The sequence below is a fragment of the Cupriavidus sp. 8B genome (genome assembly GCF_054589115.1).
On record NZ_BAAILO010000381.1, the window covers coordinates 302,869 to 322,025 of the forward strand.

Consider the following 19,157-nt stretch of genomic DNA (forward strand, 5'->3'; position numbering starts at 1 on the left):
TCAGGCGGCGTGCGGGCTTGGACTGGAATCCTGGGCGCCTGACTGCGGGCCGGTAGCCGGGGTGCTGTTACCTGCCTTGTTGGCGAAAGCCTGGATGGTGCGTTCGATCACACCGTTCCTGGCCGCATCATACCCGCGTTTGATAGCCCACTCAAAAGCGTGGGCATCGGCGGAGCCGTGGCTCTTGATGACCAGTCCGCGCAGCCCGAGCAGGGACGCGCCGTTGTAGCGCGCCGGGTCCAGGCGCCGGGACAGCCGCTTGAGCACCGGCAAGGCCAGCACTGCCAGCAATTTGGTGAACCACGAACGCGTGAATTCTTCCTTGATCATGTTGGCGATCATCTTGGCCAGCCCTTCGCTGCTCTTTAGCGCGACGTTGCCGACGAAGCCATCGCAAACCACGATATCGGTAGTGCCTTTGAAGATATCATTGCCCTCCACGTTGCCGTAGAAGTTGAGCTCCGATGCGCGCAGCAGCTCACCCGCGCGCTTCACCACGTCGTTGCCCTTGATCACTTCCTCGCCGATGTTCAGCAGGCCGACGCTGGGTCGCTCCTTGTGATCCACCACCGCCACCATGGCCTCGGCCATGCGCGCGAACTGCAGCAGGTGCTCGGGCTCGCAGTCGGCATTGGCGCCGAGGTCGAGCACCGTGGTGCCCCAGCCCTGCTCGTTGGGGATGGTGGTGGCGATTGCCGGCCGCTCGATGCCTTCGAGCGTCTTGAGCACATAGCGCGACACCGCCATCAGGGCTCCGGTATTGCCAGCCGAGATGCACGCGCCAGCCAGCCCTTCCTTCACCTGGGTCACCGCCACGCGCATCGAGGAATCCTTCTTCCTGCGCAGTGCCACCTCAACGGGGTCATCCATGGTGATGACTTCGGACGCGGTCACAATGCGCACGCGCGGATGGTCGAGCGCGTGCAGCTTCTTGAGCTGCGGCTCGATGCTGTCCCGCAAGCCGACCAGCACCACTTCGGCGTCGCTATGGCTTGAGAGAAAACTGATCGCCGCCGGTACGGTCACGGAGACACCGTGATCGCCACCCATGCAGTCGATAGCTAGTTTGATCGTCATTGTTTCCTGGTGCAGAAGCGCTTGTCGGCGTGACTTGAAATCCTGGCTCCCGAGCCGGGCAGGCATGAGCCTGACCGGCCGGTGGCAACCCGACGGCACTCCCGGAGCGCTACACGGCAAGATCTGGCGCCGCCCTCGCCGCCGCGCATGGCGCGTAGCCATGCACTCAGCTTGAGCCGGCGGCGCAAATCGGCCTGATGGAAGCCTGCGCTACGGTTTGCGCTGCGAGCGCGCAACAAAAAAGCGGCAACGATTTTGCCGCTTTTTTGTTTTTGACCTACCAACGTGCGCGTACGAGACGCAAAGTCACGCCGAACGATCTGTCAGTCGTTCTTGGTCTTGATGACCTTGCGGCCACGATAGTAGCCGTTCGGGCTCACGTGGTGACGCAGGTGGGTTTCGCCCGTGGTCGGTTCCACTGCCAGCGCTGCCGTGGTCAGGTGGTCGTGCGAGCGATGCATGCCGCGCTTGGAGGGCGACTTCTTGTTCTGTTGAACTGCCATGATGACTCCTTCGAGAATTTTTCAATGGTAACACACGCATCCCGCACGAGGCGTAGCCGGGCCCGGCCGGATGCTGATCCTGGTGCCCTCAAACGCTGCCAGATGCCGGCGAACCGGCTTCAGTGCTTCGTCTTCAGGCCGGCCAGCGCCGCAAAGGGCGAAGGCCGTTTTTCTTCTTCCGGCAGAACCTCTGGTTCAGGTTCGGCCTGTCCGTCCACCCCGGTCACGAGACTTTCGTGCACCGTGGGGCAAACGTCATGCTTGGGCGCCACCGGCAAAGCCAGCAGCACTTCATCTTCAATCAGCGTCAGCAGGTCGAAACGCTTGGAGCCGACGATCACATCGAGTTCATCGTCGTCCATGGGCGCCGCATCGGCATCCGCCTCGCTGGCGACCACCTCGAAACACATGTCCGTGGCGATCGGCTGCTCGTAGACCCGCAGGCAGCGCTGACAATCGAGCCAGACCCGGCCATTCACCGCCAGGTCGATGAACAGGCGCTCCACCGCGGGCTTGCCGGGCTCGTTCGCCTCTTCCTCGACAAAGCCGGAGAGCGTGTAGCTGAACACCTCGTCCGGCGCCGATGCTGGCGCTTGCGCCGCGGTCTCGGCTATGATGCGCGGCAAATCGCGTGCAGCAACTTCGCCGGTGGCGGCGTCGCCAGCGCGGCAAAACGCGAAGAGATCGAGCGCGCGCAGGTCAATCGGCTGGGTCATGTCTTATCGTGCCGTCATGCCGGGAGGCCTCCCGGAGGATCGCGGTTTCGACGTGCTTTCTACGCATTTTCTGCGCTGCGTATACACATGCCACATGCGCGCACATGTATTGGCGCTATCGAAACGTGACTCGGAAGCTACACAACACCGAAAAAACACGGTATTGCGCCGGACTTGCTTGGCTAAACGGGAGATTATACGTCGATTCTTCTGCTGCGGTCAAAATTTTGGAAGACGCCCATTCGCCGCTTTCCCTTTTCGCTCAATTACTTATGTCGCAAACTTCCCGCCCCACCCTGATCCTGGGTTCCAGCTCACGTTATCGCCGCGAATTGCTGGAACGCCTGCGCATTCCTTTCGAGGTGGCGACTCCCGACATCGACGAAACCCCGCAGCCCGGCGAAAGCCCTGAAGCCACCGCACTCCGGCTCTCCCACGCCAAGGCACTGGCCATTGCCGAGCGGCATCCTGGCACCCTGGTCATCGGCTCCGACCAGGTCGCCACGCTGGACGGCAAGCAGATTGGCAAGCCCGGTTCCCACGAGAAGGCCTTGGCGCAATTGCAGTGGATGCGCGGGCGCACCGTCACTTTTCACTCGGCGCTGTGCCTGCTTGACAGTCGTAGCGGCGAGGCCCAGTTGGCGGATATCCAGACGCGCGCGACTTTCCGCGACCTTCCCGACCAGGAGCTGGATGCCTACCTGCGCATCGAGCGCCCTTATGATGTCGCGGGCAGCGCCAAATCCGAAGGACTGGGCATCGCCCTGCTCTCGCATATGGAGTCCGACGATCCTACCGCGCTGGTGGGCCTGCCCCTGATCGCGCTGACCAATATGCTGCGCCAGGCCGGCTACCCCTTCTTCCAGGACTGAGGGCTTCGCCCACCCTGCGCCTAAGCCACAGAAGACAAATGAGAACCCAAGCATGAGCGGCACCCTGTACCTGATCCCCAACACCCTGGGCAAACGCGACGAGTTCGACCCGCTGGCGGATGTCATTCCGGCGGGCGTGCAGCAAATCACTGCCAGCCTGGACTACCTGGTGGCGGAAAACGCCAAGACGGCACGCGCCTTCCTGAAGAAACTCAGCGAAACCTGCCCCCTGGCCAAACCGATCCAGCAGATCGAGATCCGCGAGCTCAATGTCAATACGCGGGAAGGCGAACTGGCCGCGCTGCTGGCGCCGATCCGCGAAGGGCGCGACGGCGGCCTGCTGTCGGAGGCCGGCGTGCCGGCGGTGGCCGATCCCGGTGCCAACCTGGTGCGCCTGGCTCACACCAAGGGCGTGCGCGTGCGCCCCCTGGTGGGCCCGAGCTCGATCCTGCTGGCCGTGATGGCGTCGGGCCTCAACGGCCAGAGTTTTGCCTTCAACGGCTACCTGCCGGTGGACGCCGGCGAGCGCGCCAAGCGCCTGCGCGAGCTGGAGCAGCTATCGCGCAAGGCACGCCAGACCCAGGTCTGGATCGAGACGCCTTACCGCAATGGCCCCTTGCTGGAGGCCATGCGCCAGCATTGCGCAGGCACCAGCCTGCTGTCGATCGCGGTAGACCTGACCCTGCCAAGCGAGGCCATCGTCACGCTGCCCATTTCCGATTGGCGCCCAGAGCGGCTGGCGCTGAACAAGCGCCCGGCCATCTTTTCACTGCTGGCAGCCTGAGCTGCCTGCCGGCAAGCGAAAAAAATGAACAGAAAATGGGGCGTTTCCGCCCCATTTTCTGCACCGAGCCGGCTTGCTTGTCTAGTGCATGGCCTGCACGCGCGTGCCGAACAACATGGTCTTCATCGCCGCCGTGCCCATCGCCGCGCCGAAACGCTTGGCCACTCGCTCCGCGATGTTCTCCTTGACGGTGTAGTCGACAATATCCCCGGCCTTGAAGAGATCCCGCGCCACATAGTCCGCATTGCCCAGGCCGTCGGCCAGACCCAGCTCAACGCTGCGCTCGCCGGACCAGAACAAGCCGGAGAACAGATCCGGATCATCCCTCAGGCGATCGCCACGGCCTTCCTTGACCACGTCGATGAACTGCTGGTGGATCTGCTTGAGCATGGTTTCGGCGTATTGCTTCTGCCGGGGCACCTGCGGCGAGAACGGGTCGAGCATGCCCTTGTTGGCGCCGGAGGTATAAAGCCGGCGCTCCACACCCAGCTTGTCCATCAGGCCGGTGAAGCCAAAGCCGTCCATCAGTACGCCGATCGAGCCGACGATACTGGCCTTGTCGACATAGATCTTGTCGGCCGCCGCGGCCACGTAATAGCCGCCCGAGGCGCAAATCTCCTCCACCACCACATAGAACGGCTTGGCGGGATAAAGCGTGCGCAGGCGGTGGATCTCGTCATTGATCATGCCGGCCTGCACCGGCGAGCCGCCCGGCGAGTTGATCTTGAGGATGATGCCAGCGGCATTGGTATCGGCAAACGCAGCCTGCAGGGCCGCGTTGATCGATTCGGCGCTGGCCGGCGTCCCGGCAGCGATCTCGCCGTCGAGCGACACCATCGCCGTGTGGCGACCGCTCGTGGCAATCGTGCCGTCGCCCTTGAAGTCGAAAACAGCAAGGAAAATCAGCGCTAGCAGGGCGAGCCCGGCAAAGCGGAAGAATATGCGCCAGCGGCGTGCCGCGCGCTGCTCGCGCAGCGTCGCCATCAGCACCCTCTCAAGCACATCCCGCTCCCAGCCAGTCCCCGTGGGGACCGGGCCGACGTCGCGGCCGGCCAAGCGCGCCTTGCGCTGACTGGCTTCCTTCTGCGAAGCAGCATCGCCGGCACGCAGCTCTTGCTCCAGCGGGAAATCCGCCTGCGAGGCGGTTTCCAGCCGGTCATCCCCCGCCCCGGACGCCCCGGCGCCGGCAGGAGCCGCCGGTTCCTGCGCCTTGCCGGATTCGTCCTGCGGCGGTTTTTGCTGTTCAGTCATGCAATTGGCTCTTGATTATGAATAGATAGGCTGGCCGGGCGCCGCGTCTGCCGGCTGCCCGCTAGCCCGCGGGTGCTTCGTATGGACTTTCCGGCAACCAGTACACATCGCCGTCGCGCTCTTCGACGCGCAGCTTGGACAATGAAGCGCCCCGACAAGGGCCGCCCACGCACAAGCCACTGTCCGGTGCATAAACCGCGCCATGTGTCGCGCACATCAAGTATAGGCCCGAGGACTCGAAAAACTGTCCCTCCTGCCAATCGAGCTCCATCGGCACGTGGGCGCACTGGTTCAGGTAGCCATGGACGCCCCCCTCAAAGCGCACGACAAACGCGCTCAACGAGCGCCCACCAACCTCGACCACGAAGCGGACCCCGGCGCCACCTTCAGCCAGGTCTTCGGCCGCGCACAGGCGGCGCTCGCCCGTCATCCCCGGGCCCATGGCGTCAAGCATGCGTCAGCAGCCAGTCCTTCAGGTCGGCGATGGACGACGCGCAATGCAGCGGCGCCATCGCGCGCAGGGCGTCCGCGGGATGGGCGCCATAGCCTACGCCGATCCCCGCCGCGCCGGCATTGGCCGCCATCTGCAGGTCATGGGTGGTATCGCCGATCATCACCGTGCGCTCCATATCCTGCCCAAGCTCGCGAGTCAGCTCTTGCAGCATGGCCGGGTGAGGCTTGGAGAAGGTCTCGTCGGCGCAACGCGTGCCGTCGAACAGGCGCACGAGGCCGGTCGCCTCCAGGGCGCGCTGCAGGCCGACGCGGGTCTTGCCCGTGGCCACACCAAGGAAATAGTGCTCGGCGTGCAGGGCTTCCAGCATCTCGCGCACTCCGTCGAACAACACCAGCTCGGCGTCGCGGGTCAGGAAGTGGAAGCGGTAGCGCTCGGCCAGCTTGGGATAGTCGACGGGATCCAGCGTCGGTACGGCGTACGACAGCGCGTCCTTAAGTCCCAGTCCGATCACGTGGCTGGCGGCACTGTCGTCGGGCACCGGCAGGCCAAGGTCGCGGCTGGCCAGCTGGATGCACTTGGCGATGGTCGGGGTGGAATCCATCAGGGTTCCATCCCAGTCGAACACGATCAGGTCGAAGCGTTGCCTGGCCATTTATATCCTCGTTAGCGCCTTAGTCAGCGGCGCGCTGGTTACGGGCTTGCTGCAGGAACGCTTCGCACTCCGGCGGCATGGGTGCAACGACAGTGGTGATTTCACCACTTATCGGATGCGTAAATGTCAGGCTGTGCGCGTGCAGGAACATGCGCTTGAGCCCGGGATTGGCGCCGCTGCGGGCCAGCGCTTTGTTGAGGGCGTAATCGCCGTATTTCTCGTCGCCGAGAATCGGGAAGCCCGCATGCGCCAGGTGGACCCGGATCTGGTGGGTCCGCCCGGTCTTCAGCTCGGCCTCGAGCAAGGTGTAGCCCGGCATCACCTCCAGCCGGTTGAACACGGTATGCGCGGCAATCCCGTCTTCCTGCACCCGCACGCGGCGCTCGCCTTCCGGGGTGGTGTACTTATATAGCGGGAACTTCACGTGCTGCCGGGCGTTCTCGAAATGACCAGCCACGCAGGCGAAGTAACGCTTGTCGAGTGCACTGCCGCGCATCTGCTCGTGCAGGTTCACCAGCGCCGTGCGCTTCTTGGCCAGCACCAGCAGGCCGGAGGTTTCGCGGTCGAGCCGATGGACGAGTTCCAGGAATTTGGCCTGTGGACGCGCGCGCCGCAACTGCTCGATCACGCCGAACGCCACCCCGGAGCCACCATGCACGGCGACCCCGGCAGGCTTGTTGATCACCAGCAGGTATTCATCCTCAAAGACCACCGGGAAGCTGGCCGGCGGTACGAACTTGCCGGCATCCGGTGCCGGAGCCGCCACACGCATGGGCGGAATCCGCACCACATCGCCCAGCTGCAGCCGATAGGTGGCATCGACCCGCCCCTTGTTTACGCGCACTTCACCCGACCTCAGGATGCGGTAGACATGGCTCTTGGGCACCCCTTTCGAGAGCCTCAGGAGGAAGTTGTCGATGCGCTGGCCATCGGCTTCGTCGCCAATCGTTACGTACGCCACTTGGGGGCCGGCCGCGGCGGGCCGCGCCTCTTTTTCAATTTGATGGCGTAACTCATTCATTTTCAATATAATTTCCTCGCTGTCCCGGCCAAAGACCGGTAGCGCAAGTCAGGTGTAGGCGATTCGTCGTATTTTACACTTCGGGTTGCCGCCAGCCCTGCCAGCCTCCCGCTTCTTTGCGTACCACGCGAGCCCCGGGCTGGTGAATGGCAGCAAAAAACGCAGCACGCACGGTATCGCCCGCGCAGGAAGTCGCCCAAAGGCAACTTCGGCGCTGATGGCGGTCACGTGGGAATAGAGTGTTCAGGTAGAACAGAATTTGATAGTGGATGCCCACCCGGCATCCGCTCTGGTGAGAGAAGTCCCGCCCGCACCGGGAAACGGTGCCGCCGGCATGCTTCCAACGCCACCTGACTGGTTATACCGGCGCCCGGTCGCAGAACTCCAAGAAGCAGTAGGTGCGCCCGCCAGGAGATGTCAGGTAGCGAAGCAGCATTGCCGTGACGACAAACTTGCTCTTTGACGCGTCTAGCCCTTCCGCGGCCGGCCGCGGTGTGATGGCGCCCCTTCGCGCCCGCACCGCCGCCATGCCAGCCGGAAACCCGCTGGGTCGCTGCGCAGAGCAGCACACCGGCGTTCTCTCCGACCATGCGGACGGCGCTTTCGACGTCGTTACCTCTCTTTCACCCGTGCCCAGCCGGCCGCGCTCATTTGCGCGACGGCGCTTTCGGCAATTCTCGCGCCCTCACTCGCTCCCTCGCGTGCTCCACGGAACGCCGCGGGCACCGCATGCCGGTGCAATCCGCGGCATTGAGTGAGGTAATGCGATGAAACGCATGCTTTTCAACGCGACGCAGCAAGAAGAACTGCGCGTCGCCATCGTCGATGGTCAGAAACTGATCGACATCGACATCGAAGCCGCCGGGCGCGAACAGCGCAAGGGCAATATCTACAAGGGTGTCATCACCCGGATCGAGCCCTCGCTGGAAGCCTGCTTCGTCAACTACGGCGAAGAACGCCACGGCTTCCTGCCCTTCAAGGAAGTAGCACGCGCCTTTTTCAAGGAAGGCGTGGACGTGCGCAACGCGCGCATCCAGGACGCACTGCACGAAGGCCAGGAACTGATCGTCCAGGTAGAAAAGGAAGAGCGCGGCAACAAGGGCGCTGCGCTGACCACCTTTATCTCGCTGGCCGGCCGTTACCTGGTGCTGATGCCCAACAACCCGCGCGGCGGTGGCGTATCGCGCCGCATCGAGGGCGAGGACCGCCAGGAACTGCGCGAGACCATGGGCCAGCTGGCCGTGCCCGAGGGCATGAGCATCATCGCCCGCACCGCGGGCATCGGCCGCTCCGCCGAAGAGCTCCAGTGGGACTTGAACTACCTGCTGCAACTGTGGAAGGCCATCGACGGCGCCGCCGGCGACAACAAGGCCCCGCTGCTGATCTATCTCGAGTCCAGCCTGGTGATTCGCGCGATCCGCGACTACTTCCAGCCGGATATCGGCGAGATCCTGATCGACACCGACGAAATCTACGAGCAGGCCCGCGCCTTCATGAGCGTGGTCATGCCCGACAACATGAACCGCGTGAAGAAGTACCGGGACGACGTCCCCCTCTTCTCGCGCTTCCAGATCGAGCACCAGATCGAGTCGGCTTATTCGCGCATGGTGATGCTGCCCTCGGGCGGCGCCATCGTGATCGACCATACCGAAGCCCTGGTGTCGGTGGACGTGAACTCGGCCCGCGCCACCAAGGGCGCCGACATCGAGGAAACCGCGCTGCGCACCAACCTCGAAGCCGCCGACGAAATCGCCCGCCAGTTGCGCCTGCGCGACCTGGGCGGCCTGATCGTGATCGACTTCATCGACATGGAAGCCAGCAAGGCCCAGAAGGACGTGGAAACGCGCCTGAAGGATGCCCTGCGCCATGACCGCGCCCGCGTGCAGATGGGCAAGATCAGCCGCTTCGGCCTGATGGAGCTGTCGCGCCAGCGCCTGCGCCCGTCGCTGTCGGAAGGCTCGCACATCACTTGCCCGCGTTGCAACGGCACCGGCCATATCCGCGATACCGAATCCTCCGCCCTGCAGGTCCTGCGCATCATCCAGGAAGAAGGGATGAAGGAAAACACCGCCGCCATCCACTGCCAGGTACCGGTGGAAGTGGCTGCGTTCCTGCTCAACGAGAAGCGCCAGGACATCAACCTGATCGAGATGCGCTTCAAGGTCAACGTACTGCTGATCCCCAACAAGCACCTGGAGACCCCGCACTACAAGCTGGAGCGCCTGCGTCACGACGACCCGCGCCTGGAAGACAGCATGGCCAGCTACAAGATGGTCGAGGCTGCCGCCAAGGAACTGGAAGCCGACACCAGCTACAGCAGCCGCAAGAAGGAAGACGCCAAGCCGCGCCAGGAAGCTGCCGTCAAGGGCATCACCCCGGAACAGCCGGCGCCCGTCTCCGTGCCGCGCGCCGAACGCGCCCCGCGCCCGGAGGCAGCCGCAGCAGCCGCACGTCCGGTGCCGGCTACCCAGCCCGTGGTCGGCGGTGGCTTTATCGGCTGGCTGAAGAACCTGTTCGGCGCCAAGCCCGCAGCACCCGCCGTCGAACCGGCCAAGCCGGTTGACGCGGAACAGCGCAGCGGTGAGAGCCGTCGCGAGCGCGGCCAGCGTGGCGAACGCGGCGAAGGCCGTGCCCAGCGCGGCGAACGTGGTGGCGAGCGCAGTGAACGCGGCGGCGAGCGTGGCGAGCGCCAGGGCCGCGGCCAGCGTGGCGAGCGCGCCCTCCAGGAACGTGGTGAGCGCACCGAGCGCACGGACCGTGGCGAACAGCGCACGGAGCGTGGCGAGCGCGTCGAAGCGCGCGGTGAACGTGGCGAGCGTGGTGAGCCACGCGGTGAACGCGGCGAGCGCAGTAGCCGCGCCCCGCGCCAGGCCGCACTGGAAGTCCAGCCGGCCCGCCAGCCCGAGGGTGCACCGTCCGAGCGTACGGAAGGCCGTGGCGAAGGCCGCCGCGACCGCAACCAGGAACGCCGCGAGCGCCAGCGCGACCGCCAGCGTGAACGAGCAGACGCGCCGCGCGAAGGCGAAGCCGCCGAAGGCCTGGCTGCCGAAGCCGTAGCCGCGACCGCAGCCGCTGTCGTAGCAGCACCGGCCGTAGCCGCAGCGTTTGCCCCGCACGACGACGCCGACAACGCACGCACCGACCTGCCGGAAGGCACGGAAGGCACGGAAGGCACCGAGAACGGTGAAGGTGAAGAACGCCGCCGCCGCAATCGCCGTGGCCGCAACCGCTATCGCCGCGAACGCGATGACAGCGTCCAGGCAACCGAAGGCGCGGAAAGCGCTGAAGGCGAGTACACGGCGGAAGTGCGCGAAAGCACCCAGGCCGCCGCCCCGGCTGTTGTCGCCCAAGCGCCCGCGGTCGAAGCCGCTGCCATGACGGTTGCCGAAGCCGCGCCGAGCGCTCCGGCCTACCAGCCCGCCGAAGCAGCTGCCGTGGCGCAACAGCCCTTGGCACTGCCGGCAGAGCCGGTGTTCGTGCAAGCCGCGCCCATCTCGGCGCCGGTCGCTGCACCGATCGTTGAAACGGTTGCCGAGCCGGTGGCTGAACCGGTGGTTGAAACGGTCGCAGCAAGCCCGGCCGCCTACCAGCCGGCACCGGCTCCGGTTGTGGCGGAAGCTATCGTGGAAGCCCCTGCTGTCGTGGCGCCTGCCATTGAAGTGCCGGCAGCAGCACCCGCGGCCGCACCGGCACCCGTGCCGGCCGCAGCCCCGGTGGCAACGGTAGCCCCGGTAGCCGCGGTGGCAGTCGAAAGCCTGCAACCCATGCTGGCTTCGGCTGGCCTGGAGTGGGTCAACACCGACACCAGCAAGCTGCGCGCCGCGCAGGAAGCGGCTGCCAGCATCCCGCCGGCGCCGCGCGTGGTGCGGGAGCGCAAGCCCCTGCCGCCGCTGCCTGAAGGTCCGATGATCCTGGTCGAGACCGGTGGCGATACCGCGCAGACGACGCCACAGAAGTAAGCGGCACCCTCTCGGGGTAGCAAGGAAAGGGACGGCGATGCCGTCCCTTTTTCATGCCCGCGGGCTATGTCCCGGGTGATGCCGGCGGTACCATGCCCGGCTCGGCTAGAATAACAAATAGAGGGCACCCGAAAGATGGTGCCCGGAACGGGCGTTGCTCGCCCCCACGCATCCGCGCTGGCGCCTAGAGCCCCCGTCACCTGCACTGCCACGCCCCCAGGCCATGACCGAATCCGTCATCCCCATTTTCGACCTGCGCGACCATCGCTACCGCTCGATGACGCCAAGCATTCCGGCTGTGCTCGCCGCACCGTCCGGGCTGGTTGCCGATACGCGCGGCCGGCCGCTGCATGATTTGCGCATCTCGGTCACGGATCGCTGCAATTTCCGCTGCGTCTACTGCATGCCCAAGGAAGTGTTCGACAAGGACTACACCTTCCTGCCGCACTCCGAGTTGCTGAGCTTCGAGGAAATCGAGCGCGCCGCCCGCCTGTTTGTTGCGCACGGGGTGGAGAAGATCCGCCTGACCGGCGGCGAGCCGCTGCTGCGCAAGAACATCGAGAAGCTGGTGGAAATGCTGGCGCGCATCGAGACGGTGTCGGGCAAGCCGCTGGACCTCACCCTCACCACCAACGCCTCGCTGCTGGCCCGCAAGGCGCGCGCGCTGCGCGATGCCGGCCTGACGCGGGTGAGCGTGAGCCTGGACGCCATCGACGACGCCACCTTCCGCCGCATGAACGATGTCGACTTCGCGGTGCGCGATGTGCTGGACGGCATCGAGACCGCGCAGGCCGTCGGGCTGGCGCCGATCAAGGTCAACATGGTGGTCAAACGCGGCACCAACGACGGGGAAATCGTGCCGATGGCCACGCATTTCCGTAACAGCGGCATCATCATGCGCTTTATCGAGTTCATGGACGTGGGCGCCAGCAACCACTGGCAGATGGACGAGGTACTGCCCTCGGCCGAAGTGGTACGCCGCATCCACGAGGCATTCCCGCTGGAAGCCATCTCCGCCAACTATAGCGGCGAGACCGCCGAGCGCTGGCGCTACCGCGACGGCGCCGGTGAGATCGGCGTGATCTCCAGCGTGACCCACGCCTTCTGCGGGGACTGCAGCCGCATCCGCCTGTCGACTGAAGGCCGGCTCTACCTGTGCCTGTTCGCCACCGAAGGCTACGACCTGCGAGCGCTGCTGCGCGGCGAGCACAGCGACCTGGAAATCTCGAATGCCATTGCCGGGGTCTGGCAAGGGCGCACCGATCACTACTCGGAACAGCGCAGCGACCCCGCGGTGCGGCAGGCACGCGCCGAGAGCAAGATCGAAATGTCGTATATCGGCGGCTGATGGCAGCCGCCCCGCCCAACCCAGCTCCCTACCCTCCCATCCCCCAATGATTTCTCGCGAAGACATTACCGGCCTGATCCTCGCCGGCGGCAGGGGTAGCCGCATGGGCGGCACCGACAAGGGTCTGCAACCGTTCCGGGGCGCGCCCATGGCGATGCATACGCTGATGCGCCTGTCTGCGCAGACCGGCGGCATGTTGATCAACGCCAACCGCAACCTGGCCGCGTATGAGTCTTTCGGCGTGCCGGTGGTCACCGATTCGGTGCCGGACTTCGCCGGACCCCTCGCCGGCATGCTGGCCGGGCTGGAGCAATGCCAGACGGGCTGGATGCTGAGCGCCCCCTGCGACTCGCCTTTCCTGCCATCCGACCTGGCCACGCGCCTGGCGAGCGCGATCGATGAGCAAGGCGCCGAGATGGCCATCCCCGTCACCATCGACGCGGATGGCCGCCGGCAGGTCCAGCCGGTGTTTTGCCTGATGCCGGCCACGGCGCTCGACGGCCTGGTGGCTTTCCTCAACGGCGGCGGCCGCAAGATCGAAACCTGGGCCGCCTCGCACCGCCTGGCCGAGGTGCTGTTCGAAGACGCCGGCGCCTTCGCCAATATCAATACCCTGGATGAGTTGCGCACGCTCGAAGCGCGCTGACAACTTAAGCCAGGCCGCTGCCCCGGGAACGGTCCATGCCATCACTACAATCCGTCATTTCCTGCCTGTCCGACTACGATCCCGGTGCGTTGCCGGTGGCGCAGGCCAACCAGATCATCGGCGAGGTGGTCGAACCGGTGCGCGGCACCGAGCTGGTCGCCCTGCGCACGGCGCTCGATCGCGTGCTGGCCGAAGACGTCATCTCCACGCTGGACGTGCCGGCGCACGACAACTCCGCCATGGACGGCTATGCGTTCGCCAGCAGCGAGCTGGCCGCCGGCGGCAACGTGACCTTGACGGTGGTCGGCAGCGCCTTCGCCGGCGCTGCCTGCGAGCAAGCGGTGGCACGCGGGCAGGCGGCGCGCATCATGACCGGCGCCATCATGCCAGCCGGCTGCGACACCGTGATTCCCCAGGAATTCGTCGACATCCAAGGCGAACAGGTTCGCTTTGAGGCCAGGGCGGTACGGGCCGGCGACAACCGCCGCCTGCGGGGCGAAGACCTCGCCATCGGCCAGCCGGCGCTGGCCGCCGGGCGCATCCTGCAGCCAGCCGACCTTGGGCTGCTGGCATCGCTGGGCGTGGCCGAAGTCAAGGTGCGGCGCCGCCTGCGCGTGGCGTTCTTCTCCACCGGCGACGAACTGCGCTCGATCGGCGAGACGCTCGACGCCGGCTGTGTCTACGACTCAAACCGCTACACGCTGCACGCCATGCTGCGGCGGCTGAACGTCGACCTGATCGACATGGGCGTGGTGCGCGACGATCCCGCCGCGCTGGAAGCGGCGTTCCGCAGCGCGTGCGAAAACGCCGACGCGGTCATCACCTCGGGCGGCGTATCGGTGGGCGAAGCCGACTACACCAAGCAGATCATGGCCCAGCTTGGCGATGTGACCTTCTGGAAGATCGCCATGCGCCCCGGCCGGCCCATGGCCTTCGGACGCATTGCCTCCCACGGCCACCAGGCGCTGCTCTTCGGCCTGCCGGGCAACCCGGTGGCGGTGATGGTGACGTTCTATCATTTCGTGCGGGCCGCCCTGCACCGCCAGATGGGCGCGAAGGTGGCGCCCCTGCCACTGATGCGCGTGCGCAGCGCCCAGGCGATCCGCAAGAAGCCTGGCCGCACCGAGTACCAGCGCGGCATCCTGGCGCCGGCCCCGGAGGGCGGCTGGCAGGTGAGCATCACCGGGCAGCAGGGCTCGGGCGTGCTGCGCTCGATGAGCGAGGCCAATTGCTTCATCGTGCTCGGGCATGAACAGGGCATGGTCGCGGCGGGCGATGAGGTCGAGGTCATGCTCTTCGACGGGCTGATGTAGGGGGTGCCCTCACTGCCCCCTTCATGGCGCCCTTGTTGGCTCCCACCAGGGCCGCCACGGTGCGCCGGCTTCACCTTTGTGTCGTTTTTGCGCAGCAGATTTGCCCGGGTTTAGCAAGCAGATCGGCGGTTTTCCATACCCCGCGAGTGCCGGACTATGCGCCGCCTCCCCCATTGGATACACTTGCGCAACATTACTTTGCTTACTGCCCAAGCTGTCATGAATCAGGAGATTGCGTACCTCCACCCGGTCAAAACCGCCCGCGCGCTCGTGCTCGTGTACCTGTGCTTTTCGGTACCCATCGTCTCGCTGGGCCTGTTCGTGGCCTTTATCCGTTATGGTGACCTGCCCGGCATCACCGTCTTCACGGCACTGATTCTCAATGCGCTGATCGGCTTTGGCCTGCTCTGGCTGGCCTGCAAGGCCTACAACTGGGTGGCAGCGCGTTTCGGCGGCATCGAAGTGACGATCCGCGACCTGTCCTGAAACAGCCAGCCGCCAGAAAGTAAAAAAGCGCATCGAATCGATGCGTTTTTTTTTGCTCGGCTTTTTGCGTCTCAACCGCCTGCGGCCTCGTCATCCGCCACGGCGGCCAAGCCCAGCAGTTCCTGCGCGTTCTCGCCCGGCAGCGCCTCCACGGTGCGCAGCTTGCGCTCCATCTGGCGCGTACGCACCTCGGCCTGCTCGATGTTGCGGGCAGCGCGCTCCAGCGTGTCGCGGGTCTTGGCCAGCACATCGCCGAACTTGCCGAACTCGGTCTTGACCGCACCCAGCACCTCCCACACTTCGCTCGAACGCCGCTCCAGCGCCAGGGTGCGAAACCCCATCTGCAGACTGTTGAGCAATGCGGCCAGCGTGGTCGGCCCGGCTACCGTGACGCGGAAATTGCGTTGCAGCAGGTCGGCCAGCCCGGGGCGCCGCAAGACTTCGGCATACAGCCCCTCGGTGGGCAGGAAGAGGATGGCGAAGTCCGTGGTAGCCGGCGGCGACACGTATTTCTCGGAGATCGTCTGGGCCTCGCGCTTGATCGCGGCTTCCAGTTCGCGCCCGGCCAGCACAACGCCATCGACATCGCCGCGCTCCTGCGCGTCGAGCAGGCGCTCGTACTGCTCCTTCGGAAACTTGGCGTCGATAGGCAGCCATACCTGCCCGCCGTCAGCGTCCTTGCCCGGCAGGCGAATCGCAAACTCCACGCGCGCACCGGTATTGCGCACCGTCTCCACGTTCTTGGCGTACTGCTCGGCGGTAAGCACCTGCTCGAGCAGCATCTCCAGCTGCACTTCGCCCCATGTCCCGCGCGACTTGACATTGGTCAGCACCCGCTTGAGGTCGCCCACGCCCTGCGCCAGCGCCTGCATTTCGCCAAGGCCCCGGTGCACCTGCTCGAGCCGGTCCGAGACCAGCTTGAAGGACTCGCCCAGCCGCTGCTCCAGCGTGGCGTGCAGCTTCTCGTCGACGGTGCGGCGCATCTCCTCGAGCTTGGCCGCGTTGTTGACCTCGATCTCCTTGAGCCGCTGCTCCAGCGTGGCGCGCACCTCGCCCAGGCGCCGCTCGTTGCCCTCGGACATCTGCGCCAGTTGCTGCTGCAGCCCGTCGCCGAAACGGCGCAGCGCGCTGCCTTGCTCGTCGCGTGCCTGCTGGCCCTGTTGCAGCAGGTTCTGCCGGACCTGCTCGAGCTGCTGGGCGTTGGACTCGGTCAGCTTGGCAAGCTGCTGCGCGAACATGTCGATCTGGTTGTTCTGCAGCGTGGCGATGCTGGTGAGCTGCGAGGACAGCGCCTGCTGGAAACGCATCATCTGCTGGCCGGCTTCGCCACGGCCGACGCGCGCGCTCTCGGTCACCTCGGTGCGCAGTTCGCGCTCCAGACGCTCATTGCCGCGCGCACCTTCGGCGCGCAGTTCGGCGAGCTGGCGCAGCAGCTCCGGGCCGGCGCCGTCCTGTGCGACACGCGGTCGCAGCAACAACACCACCAGCAGCAGCACGGCTGCCAGCGCAAGGGCCAGGGTCAACAGGGGAATCAAATTCATGAATGGGTTAGCAGGGGTTGGCAGCAAGAGAATCAGCGGCGGCGCGCCATCACTTCGGGATTGATCACCGAAGGCGGATGCCCTGCCTGCGGTCCCGTGTCGAGCGCGGCGATCAGGTTGTCGGCGGCGAGATCCGCCATGGCACGGCGGGTCTTCTCCGAGGCGCTGGCGATATGCGGGGTCAGCACCACATTGGGCACCGCCAGCAGGCCGGGATGGACCTGCGGCTCGCCCTCGAACACGTCGAGCCCGGCAGCGAAGATGCGCCGCTCTCGCAGCGCATCGGCCAGCGCGGCATCGTCGACCACGCCGCCACGCGCCAGGTTGACCAGCGTGGCCGACGGCTTCATCTGCGCCAGCTCGGCCGCGCCGATGCTGTGATGGCTCTGCGCGCTATAGGGCAGTACCAGCAGCAGGTGGTCGGACTGCGCCAGCAGCTCGGCCTTGCTGACATAGCGCGCGTTGAGCGCGCGCTCGGTTTCATCGGCCAAGCGGCTGCGGTTGTGATAGAGCACCGACATGCCAAACCCCGCCGCGCGGCGTGCAAGCGCCTGGCCGATGCGGCCCATGCCAAGGATGCCGAGCGTGCTGCGGTACAGGTCCATGCCGAGGAACATGTCGTAGCTCCACCGCTCCCACTTGCCGGCGCGCAGCCAGTGCTCGGACTCGGTCACGCGGCGCGCGGTCGCCATCAGCAAGGCCCAGCCGAAATCGGCCGTGGTCTCGGTCAGCACATCGGGCGTATTGGTGGCCACGATCCCGGCGGCGGTCAGCGCCGGCACATCGAGGTTGTTGTACCCCACCGCCATGTTGCAGACCGCGCGCAAGGCCGGCAGCCCGGCCACCAGCCCGGCATCGATGCGGTCCGCGGCATTGGCCAGCACACCGGACTTGCCGGCGAGGCGCGCCTTGAGCGCGGCGCCATCCAGCGCCACGTCCTGCTGGTTGTCGTCGACGTCGAAGTATTGCGCGAGCCGGTCGATCACCTCGGGAAAGACGGCGCGGGTCACAAGGATGGAAGGCTTGGTCATGCTCACACTCACACGTGGAAGAAGAGAAAGGTCATCACCAGGAACATCGGCACCAGCACGCAGATCGACCACAGCATGTAGCCGAAGAAGCTGGGCATGCGCACGCCGCGGCTCTCGGCAATCGCCTTGACCATCAGGTTGGGCGCGTTGCCGATATAGGTATTGGCGCCCATGAACACGGCACCGGCCGAGATGGCCGCGAGCGTCGAGGCGTCGCGCGTCATCAGCGTGGCGGGGTCGCCGCCCGCGGTGTTGAAGAACACCAGGTAGGTCGGCGCATTATCCAGGAAGGACGAGAGAATGCCCGTGGCCCAGAAATACATGCTGTCGATGGGCTGGCCGCCGGCATCGCTGACCATGCGGATCACGCCGGCGAAGGCGCCGTCGGTGCCGGCCTTGAGCATGGCGATCACGGGAATGATGGTGAGGAAGATCCCGGCGAACAGCTTGCCGACTTCCAGGATCGGTTCCCAGTTGAATTCGTTGCCCGTGCGCGCGGTGATCGGCGTGATCAGCAGGGACAGCAGCGCCACTGCCACCAGCAGCACATCGCGCACCGCCGCGGGCAGGCCGACCAGGGTGCCCATCAGGTTGAACTCGATGCCGGGCTTCCAGAGCCCGCTCATCAGCACCAGGCCAACCACCGCCAGCAGCAGCACGAAATTACGCTTGCCCTCGATGCGGATGCCCGCGGAGTCGGGCGTGGGATCGGCCGCTTGCGGCAGCTCTTCTTCCTTGTTCAGGTAGTAGTGGCGATCGACGAAATAGAAGATCACCAGCAGCGAGATGCAGATGAACAGCGTCTCGGGCAGGATGTTGCGCAGGGTCCAGAAAAAATCCACGCCTTTCAGGAAACCCAGGAACAGCGGCGGATCGCCCAGCGGCGTCAGCGCGCCGCCCGCATTGGCCGCCAGGAAAATAAAGAACACCACCACGTGCGCCACATGCCTGCGGTTGTCGTTGGCGCGCAACAGCGGCCGGATCAGCAGCATGGCGGCGCCGGTGGTGCCCATCAGGCTGGCCAGCACCGTGCCGAGCGCAAGCAGGCCGGTATTCAAGCGCGGCGTGCCGTGCAGGTTGCCACGCACGCAGATGCCACCGGCCACGATATAGAGCGCGGCGATCAGCGCGATGAAGGGGATGTACTCCGACAGCAACGCGTGCACGGCATTGGCGGCGGCGGCATGCACGCCGAAGGCCTGCGCGAACGGCACCAGGAACAGCACTGCCCAGCCTGCGATGATCTTGCCGTAGTGGTGATGCCAGAAGCGCGGCGCGATCAGCGGGAACAGCGCGATCGACAGCAAGGTGCCGGCGAAGGGCAAGGCCCACAGCGGCGACAGCGTGGCGCCATCGAGATCGGCGGCGTGTGCCAGGCTCGGCGCCAGCGAGAGCAACAGGGTGAACAACAACGGGGCCAGCAGGGATGGCAGTGCGGGGGCACGTCGCATCGGGCGGGGTCTCCTTGTATCGGATTGCGGCACCCGGGCCTGATGTTGGCCG

Annotated in this window: 17 protein-coding genes; 7 read left to right on the plus strand and 10 right to left on the minus strand. The window is 65.7% G+C overall.

Annotated elements, in window-relative coordinates:
• The 3 genes from plsX to ACYP5B_RS36990 form a co-directional block, all read right to left on the minus strand.
• Positions 1-1,077, minus strand: a complete 1,077-nt coding sequence (gene plsX / locus ACYP5B_RS36980; protein ID WP_400100945.1) for a phosphate acyltransferase PlsX — start codon at positions 1,075-1,077, stop codon at positions 1-3.
• A 323-nt stretch (positions 1,078-1,400) separates the two neighbouring features.
• A complete protein-coding gene (gene rpmF, locus ACYP5B_RS36985; protein WP_006158597.1) occupies positions 1,401-1,580 on the minus strand; it encodes a 50S ribosomal protein L32 in 180 nt (59 codons plus the stop codon).
• A gap of 119 nt (positions 1,581-1,699) precedes the next feature.
• Positions 1,700-2,296, minus strand: coding sequence for a DUF177 domain-containing protein (locus ACYP5B_RS36990; RefSeq protein ID WP_459572892.1), 597 nt, complete (start codon positions 2,294-2,296; stop codon positions 1,700-1,702).
• 272 nt (positions 2,297-2,568) lie between these two features.
• On the opposite strand from ACYP5B_RS36990, the gene ACYP5B_RS36995 reads away from it, so the two are divergent.
• Together ACYP5B_RS36995 and ACYP5B_RS37000 are read left to right on the plus strand one after the other, a co-directional pair.
• A complete protein-coding gene (locus tag ACYP5B_RS36995; RefSeq protein WP_267606455.1) occupies positions 2,569-3,168 on the plus strand; it encodes a Maf-like protein in 600 nt (199 codons plus the stop codon).
• 52 nt (positions 3,169-3,220) lie between these two features.
• On the plus strand, positions 3,221-3,952 hold the full coding sequence (locus ACYP5B_RS37000) for an SAM-dependent methyltransferase (RefSeq protein WP_318231401.1): 732 nt from the start codon (positions 3,221-3,223) through the stop codon (positions 3,950-3,952).
• 81 nt (positions 3,953-4,033) lie between these two features.
• Here ACYP5B_RS37000 and ACYP5B_RS37005 read toward each other — a convergent pair whose 3' ends face one another.
• From ACYP5B_RS37005 to ACYP5B_RS37020, 4 genes are all read right to left on the minus strand, one after another.
• Positions 4,034-5,203, minus strand: a complete 1,170-nt coding sequence (locus ACYP5B_RS37005; protein ID WP_400101152.1) for a S49 family peptidase — start codon at positions 5,201-5,203, stop codon at positions 4,034-4,036.
• A 61-nt stretch (positions 5,204-5,264) separates the two neighbouring features.
• Complete coding sequence (locus ACYP5B_RS37010) at positions 5,265-5,657, minus strand: Rieske (2Fe-2S) protein (protein WP_318231403.1); 393 nt, start codon at positions 5,655-5,657, stop codon at positions 5,265-5,267.
• On the minus strand, positions 5,650-6,309 hold the full coding sequence (locus tag ACYP5B_RS37015; RefSeq protein WP_400101150.1) for an HAD-IA family hydrolase: 660 nt from the start codon (positions 6,307-6,309) through the stop codon (positions 5,650-5,652). The genes ACYP5B_RS37010 and ACYP5B_RS37015 overlap by 8 nt, the downstream gene beginning before the upstream one ends.
• Before the next feature lie 19 nt (positions 6,310-6,328).
• Positions 6,329-7,330, minus strand: coding sequence for an RluA family pseudouridine synthase (locus tag ACYP5B_RS37020; protein WP_267603791.1), 1,002 nt, complete (start codon positions 7,328-7,330; stop codon positions 6,329-6,331).
• Between the two features lie 767 nt (positions 7,331-8,097).
• Here ACYP5B_RS37020 and ACYP5B_RS37025 point away from each other — a divergent pair.
• The 5 genes from ACYP5B_RS37025 (at position 8,098) to ACYP5B_RS37045 (ending at position 15,082) form a co-directional block, all read left to right on the plus strand.
• The gene (locus ACYP5B_RS37025) at positions 8,098-11,289 is read left to right on the plus strand and encodes an Rne/Rng family ribonuclease (RefSeq protein ID WP_459572893.1); all 3,192 of its coding nucleotides are present in this window, start codon (positions 8,098-8,100) and stop codon (positions 11,287-11,289) included.
• 223 nt (positions 11,290-11,512) lie between these two features.
• Positions 11,513-12,637, plus strand: a complete 1,125-nt coding sequence (gene moaA, locus ACYP5B_RS37030; protein ID WP_400101147.1) for a GTP 3',8-cyclase MoaA — start codon at positions 11,513-11,515, stop codon at positions 12,635-12,637.
• Positions 12,638-12,683: 46 nt separating this feature from the next.
• Positions 12,684-13,283: a molybdenum cofactor guanylyltransferase MobA gene (gene mobA, locus ACYP5B_RS37035; RefSeq protein WP_400101145.1), complete on the plus strand. Its 600-nt coding sequence runs from the start codon at positions 12,684-12,686 to the stop codon at positions 13,281-13,283.
• Between the two features lie 35 nt (positions 13,284-13,318).
• Positions 13,319-14,596: a molybdopterin molybdotransferase MoeA gene (gene moeA / locus ACYP5B_RS37040; RefSeq protein ID WP_459572894.1), complete on the plus strand. Its 1,278-nt coding sequence runs from the start codon at positions 13,319-13,321 to the stop codon at positions 14,594-14,596.
• Positions 14,597-14,815: 219 nt separating this feature from the next.
• Positions 14,816-15,082 (plus strand): hypothetical protein, encoded by a 267-nt coding sequence (locus ACYP5B_RS37045; protein ID WP_006158586.1) that lies wholly within the window; start codon positions 14,816-14,818, stop codon positions 15,080-15,082.
• A gap of 71 nt (positions 15,083-15,153) precedes the next feature.
• Here ACYP5B_RS37045 and ACYP5B_RS37050 read toward each other — a convergent pair whose 3' ends face one another.
• The 3 genes from ACYP5B_RS37050 to ACYP5B_RS37060 are packed head-to-tail and all read right to left on the minus strand — an operon-like array spanning position 15,154 to position 19,105.
• Positions 15,154-16,623 carry a DNA recombination protein RmuC gene (locus ACYP5B_RS37050; RefSeq protein WP_400101141.1) on the minus strand — a complete coding sequence of 490 codons (1,470 nt, stop codon included), beginning with the start codon at positions 16,621-16,623 and terminating at the stop codon, positions 15,154-15,156.
• Positions 16,624-16,655: 32 nt separating this feature from the next.
• Positions 16,656-17,654, minus strand: a complete 999-nt coding sequence (locus tag ACYP5B_RS37055) for a 2-hydroxyacid dehydrogenase (RefSeq protein ID WP_318231410.1) — start codon at positions 17,652-17,654, stop codon at positions 16,656-16,658.
• An 8-nt stretch (positions 17,655-17,662) separates the two neighbouring features.
• Positions 17,663-19,105 carry a sodium:proton antiporter gene (locus ACYP5B_RS37060; RefSeq protein WP_400101139.1) on the minus strand — a complete coding sequence of 481 codons (1,443 nt, stop codon included), beginning with the start codon at positions 19,103-19,105 and terminating at the stop codon, positions 17,663-17,665.
• Between the last annotated feature and the right edge of the window lie 52 nt (positions 19,106-19,157).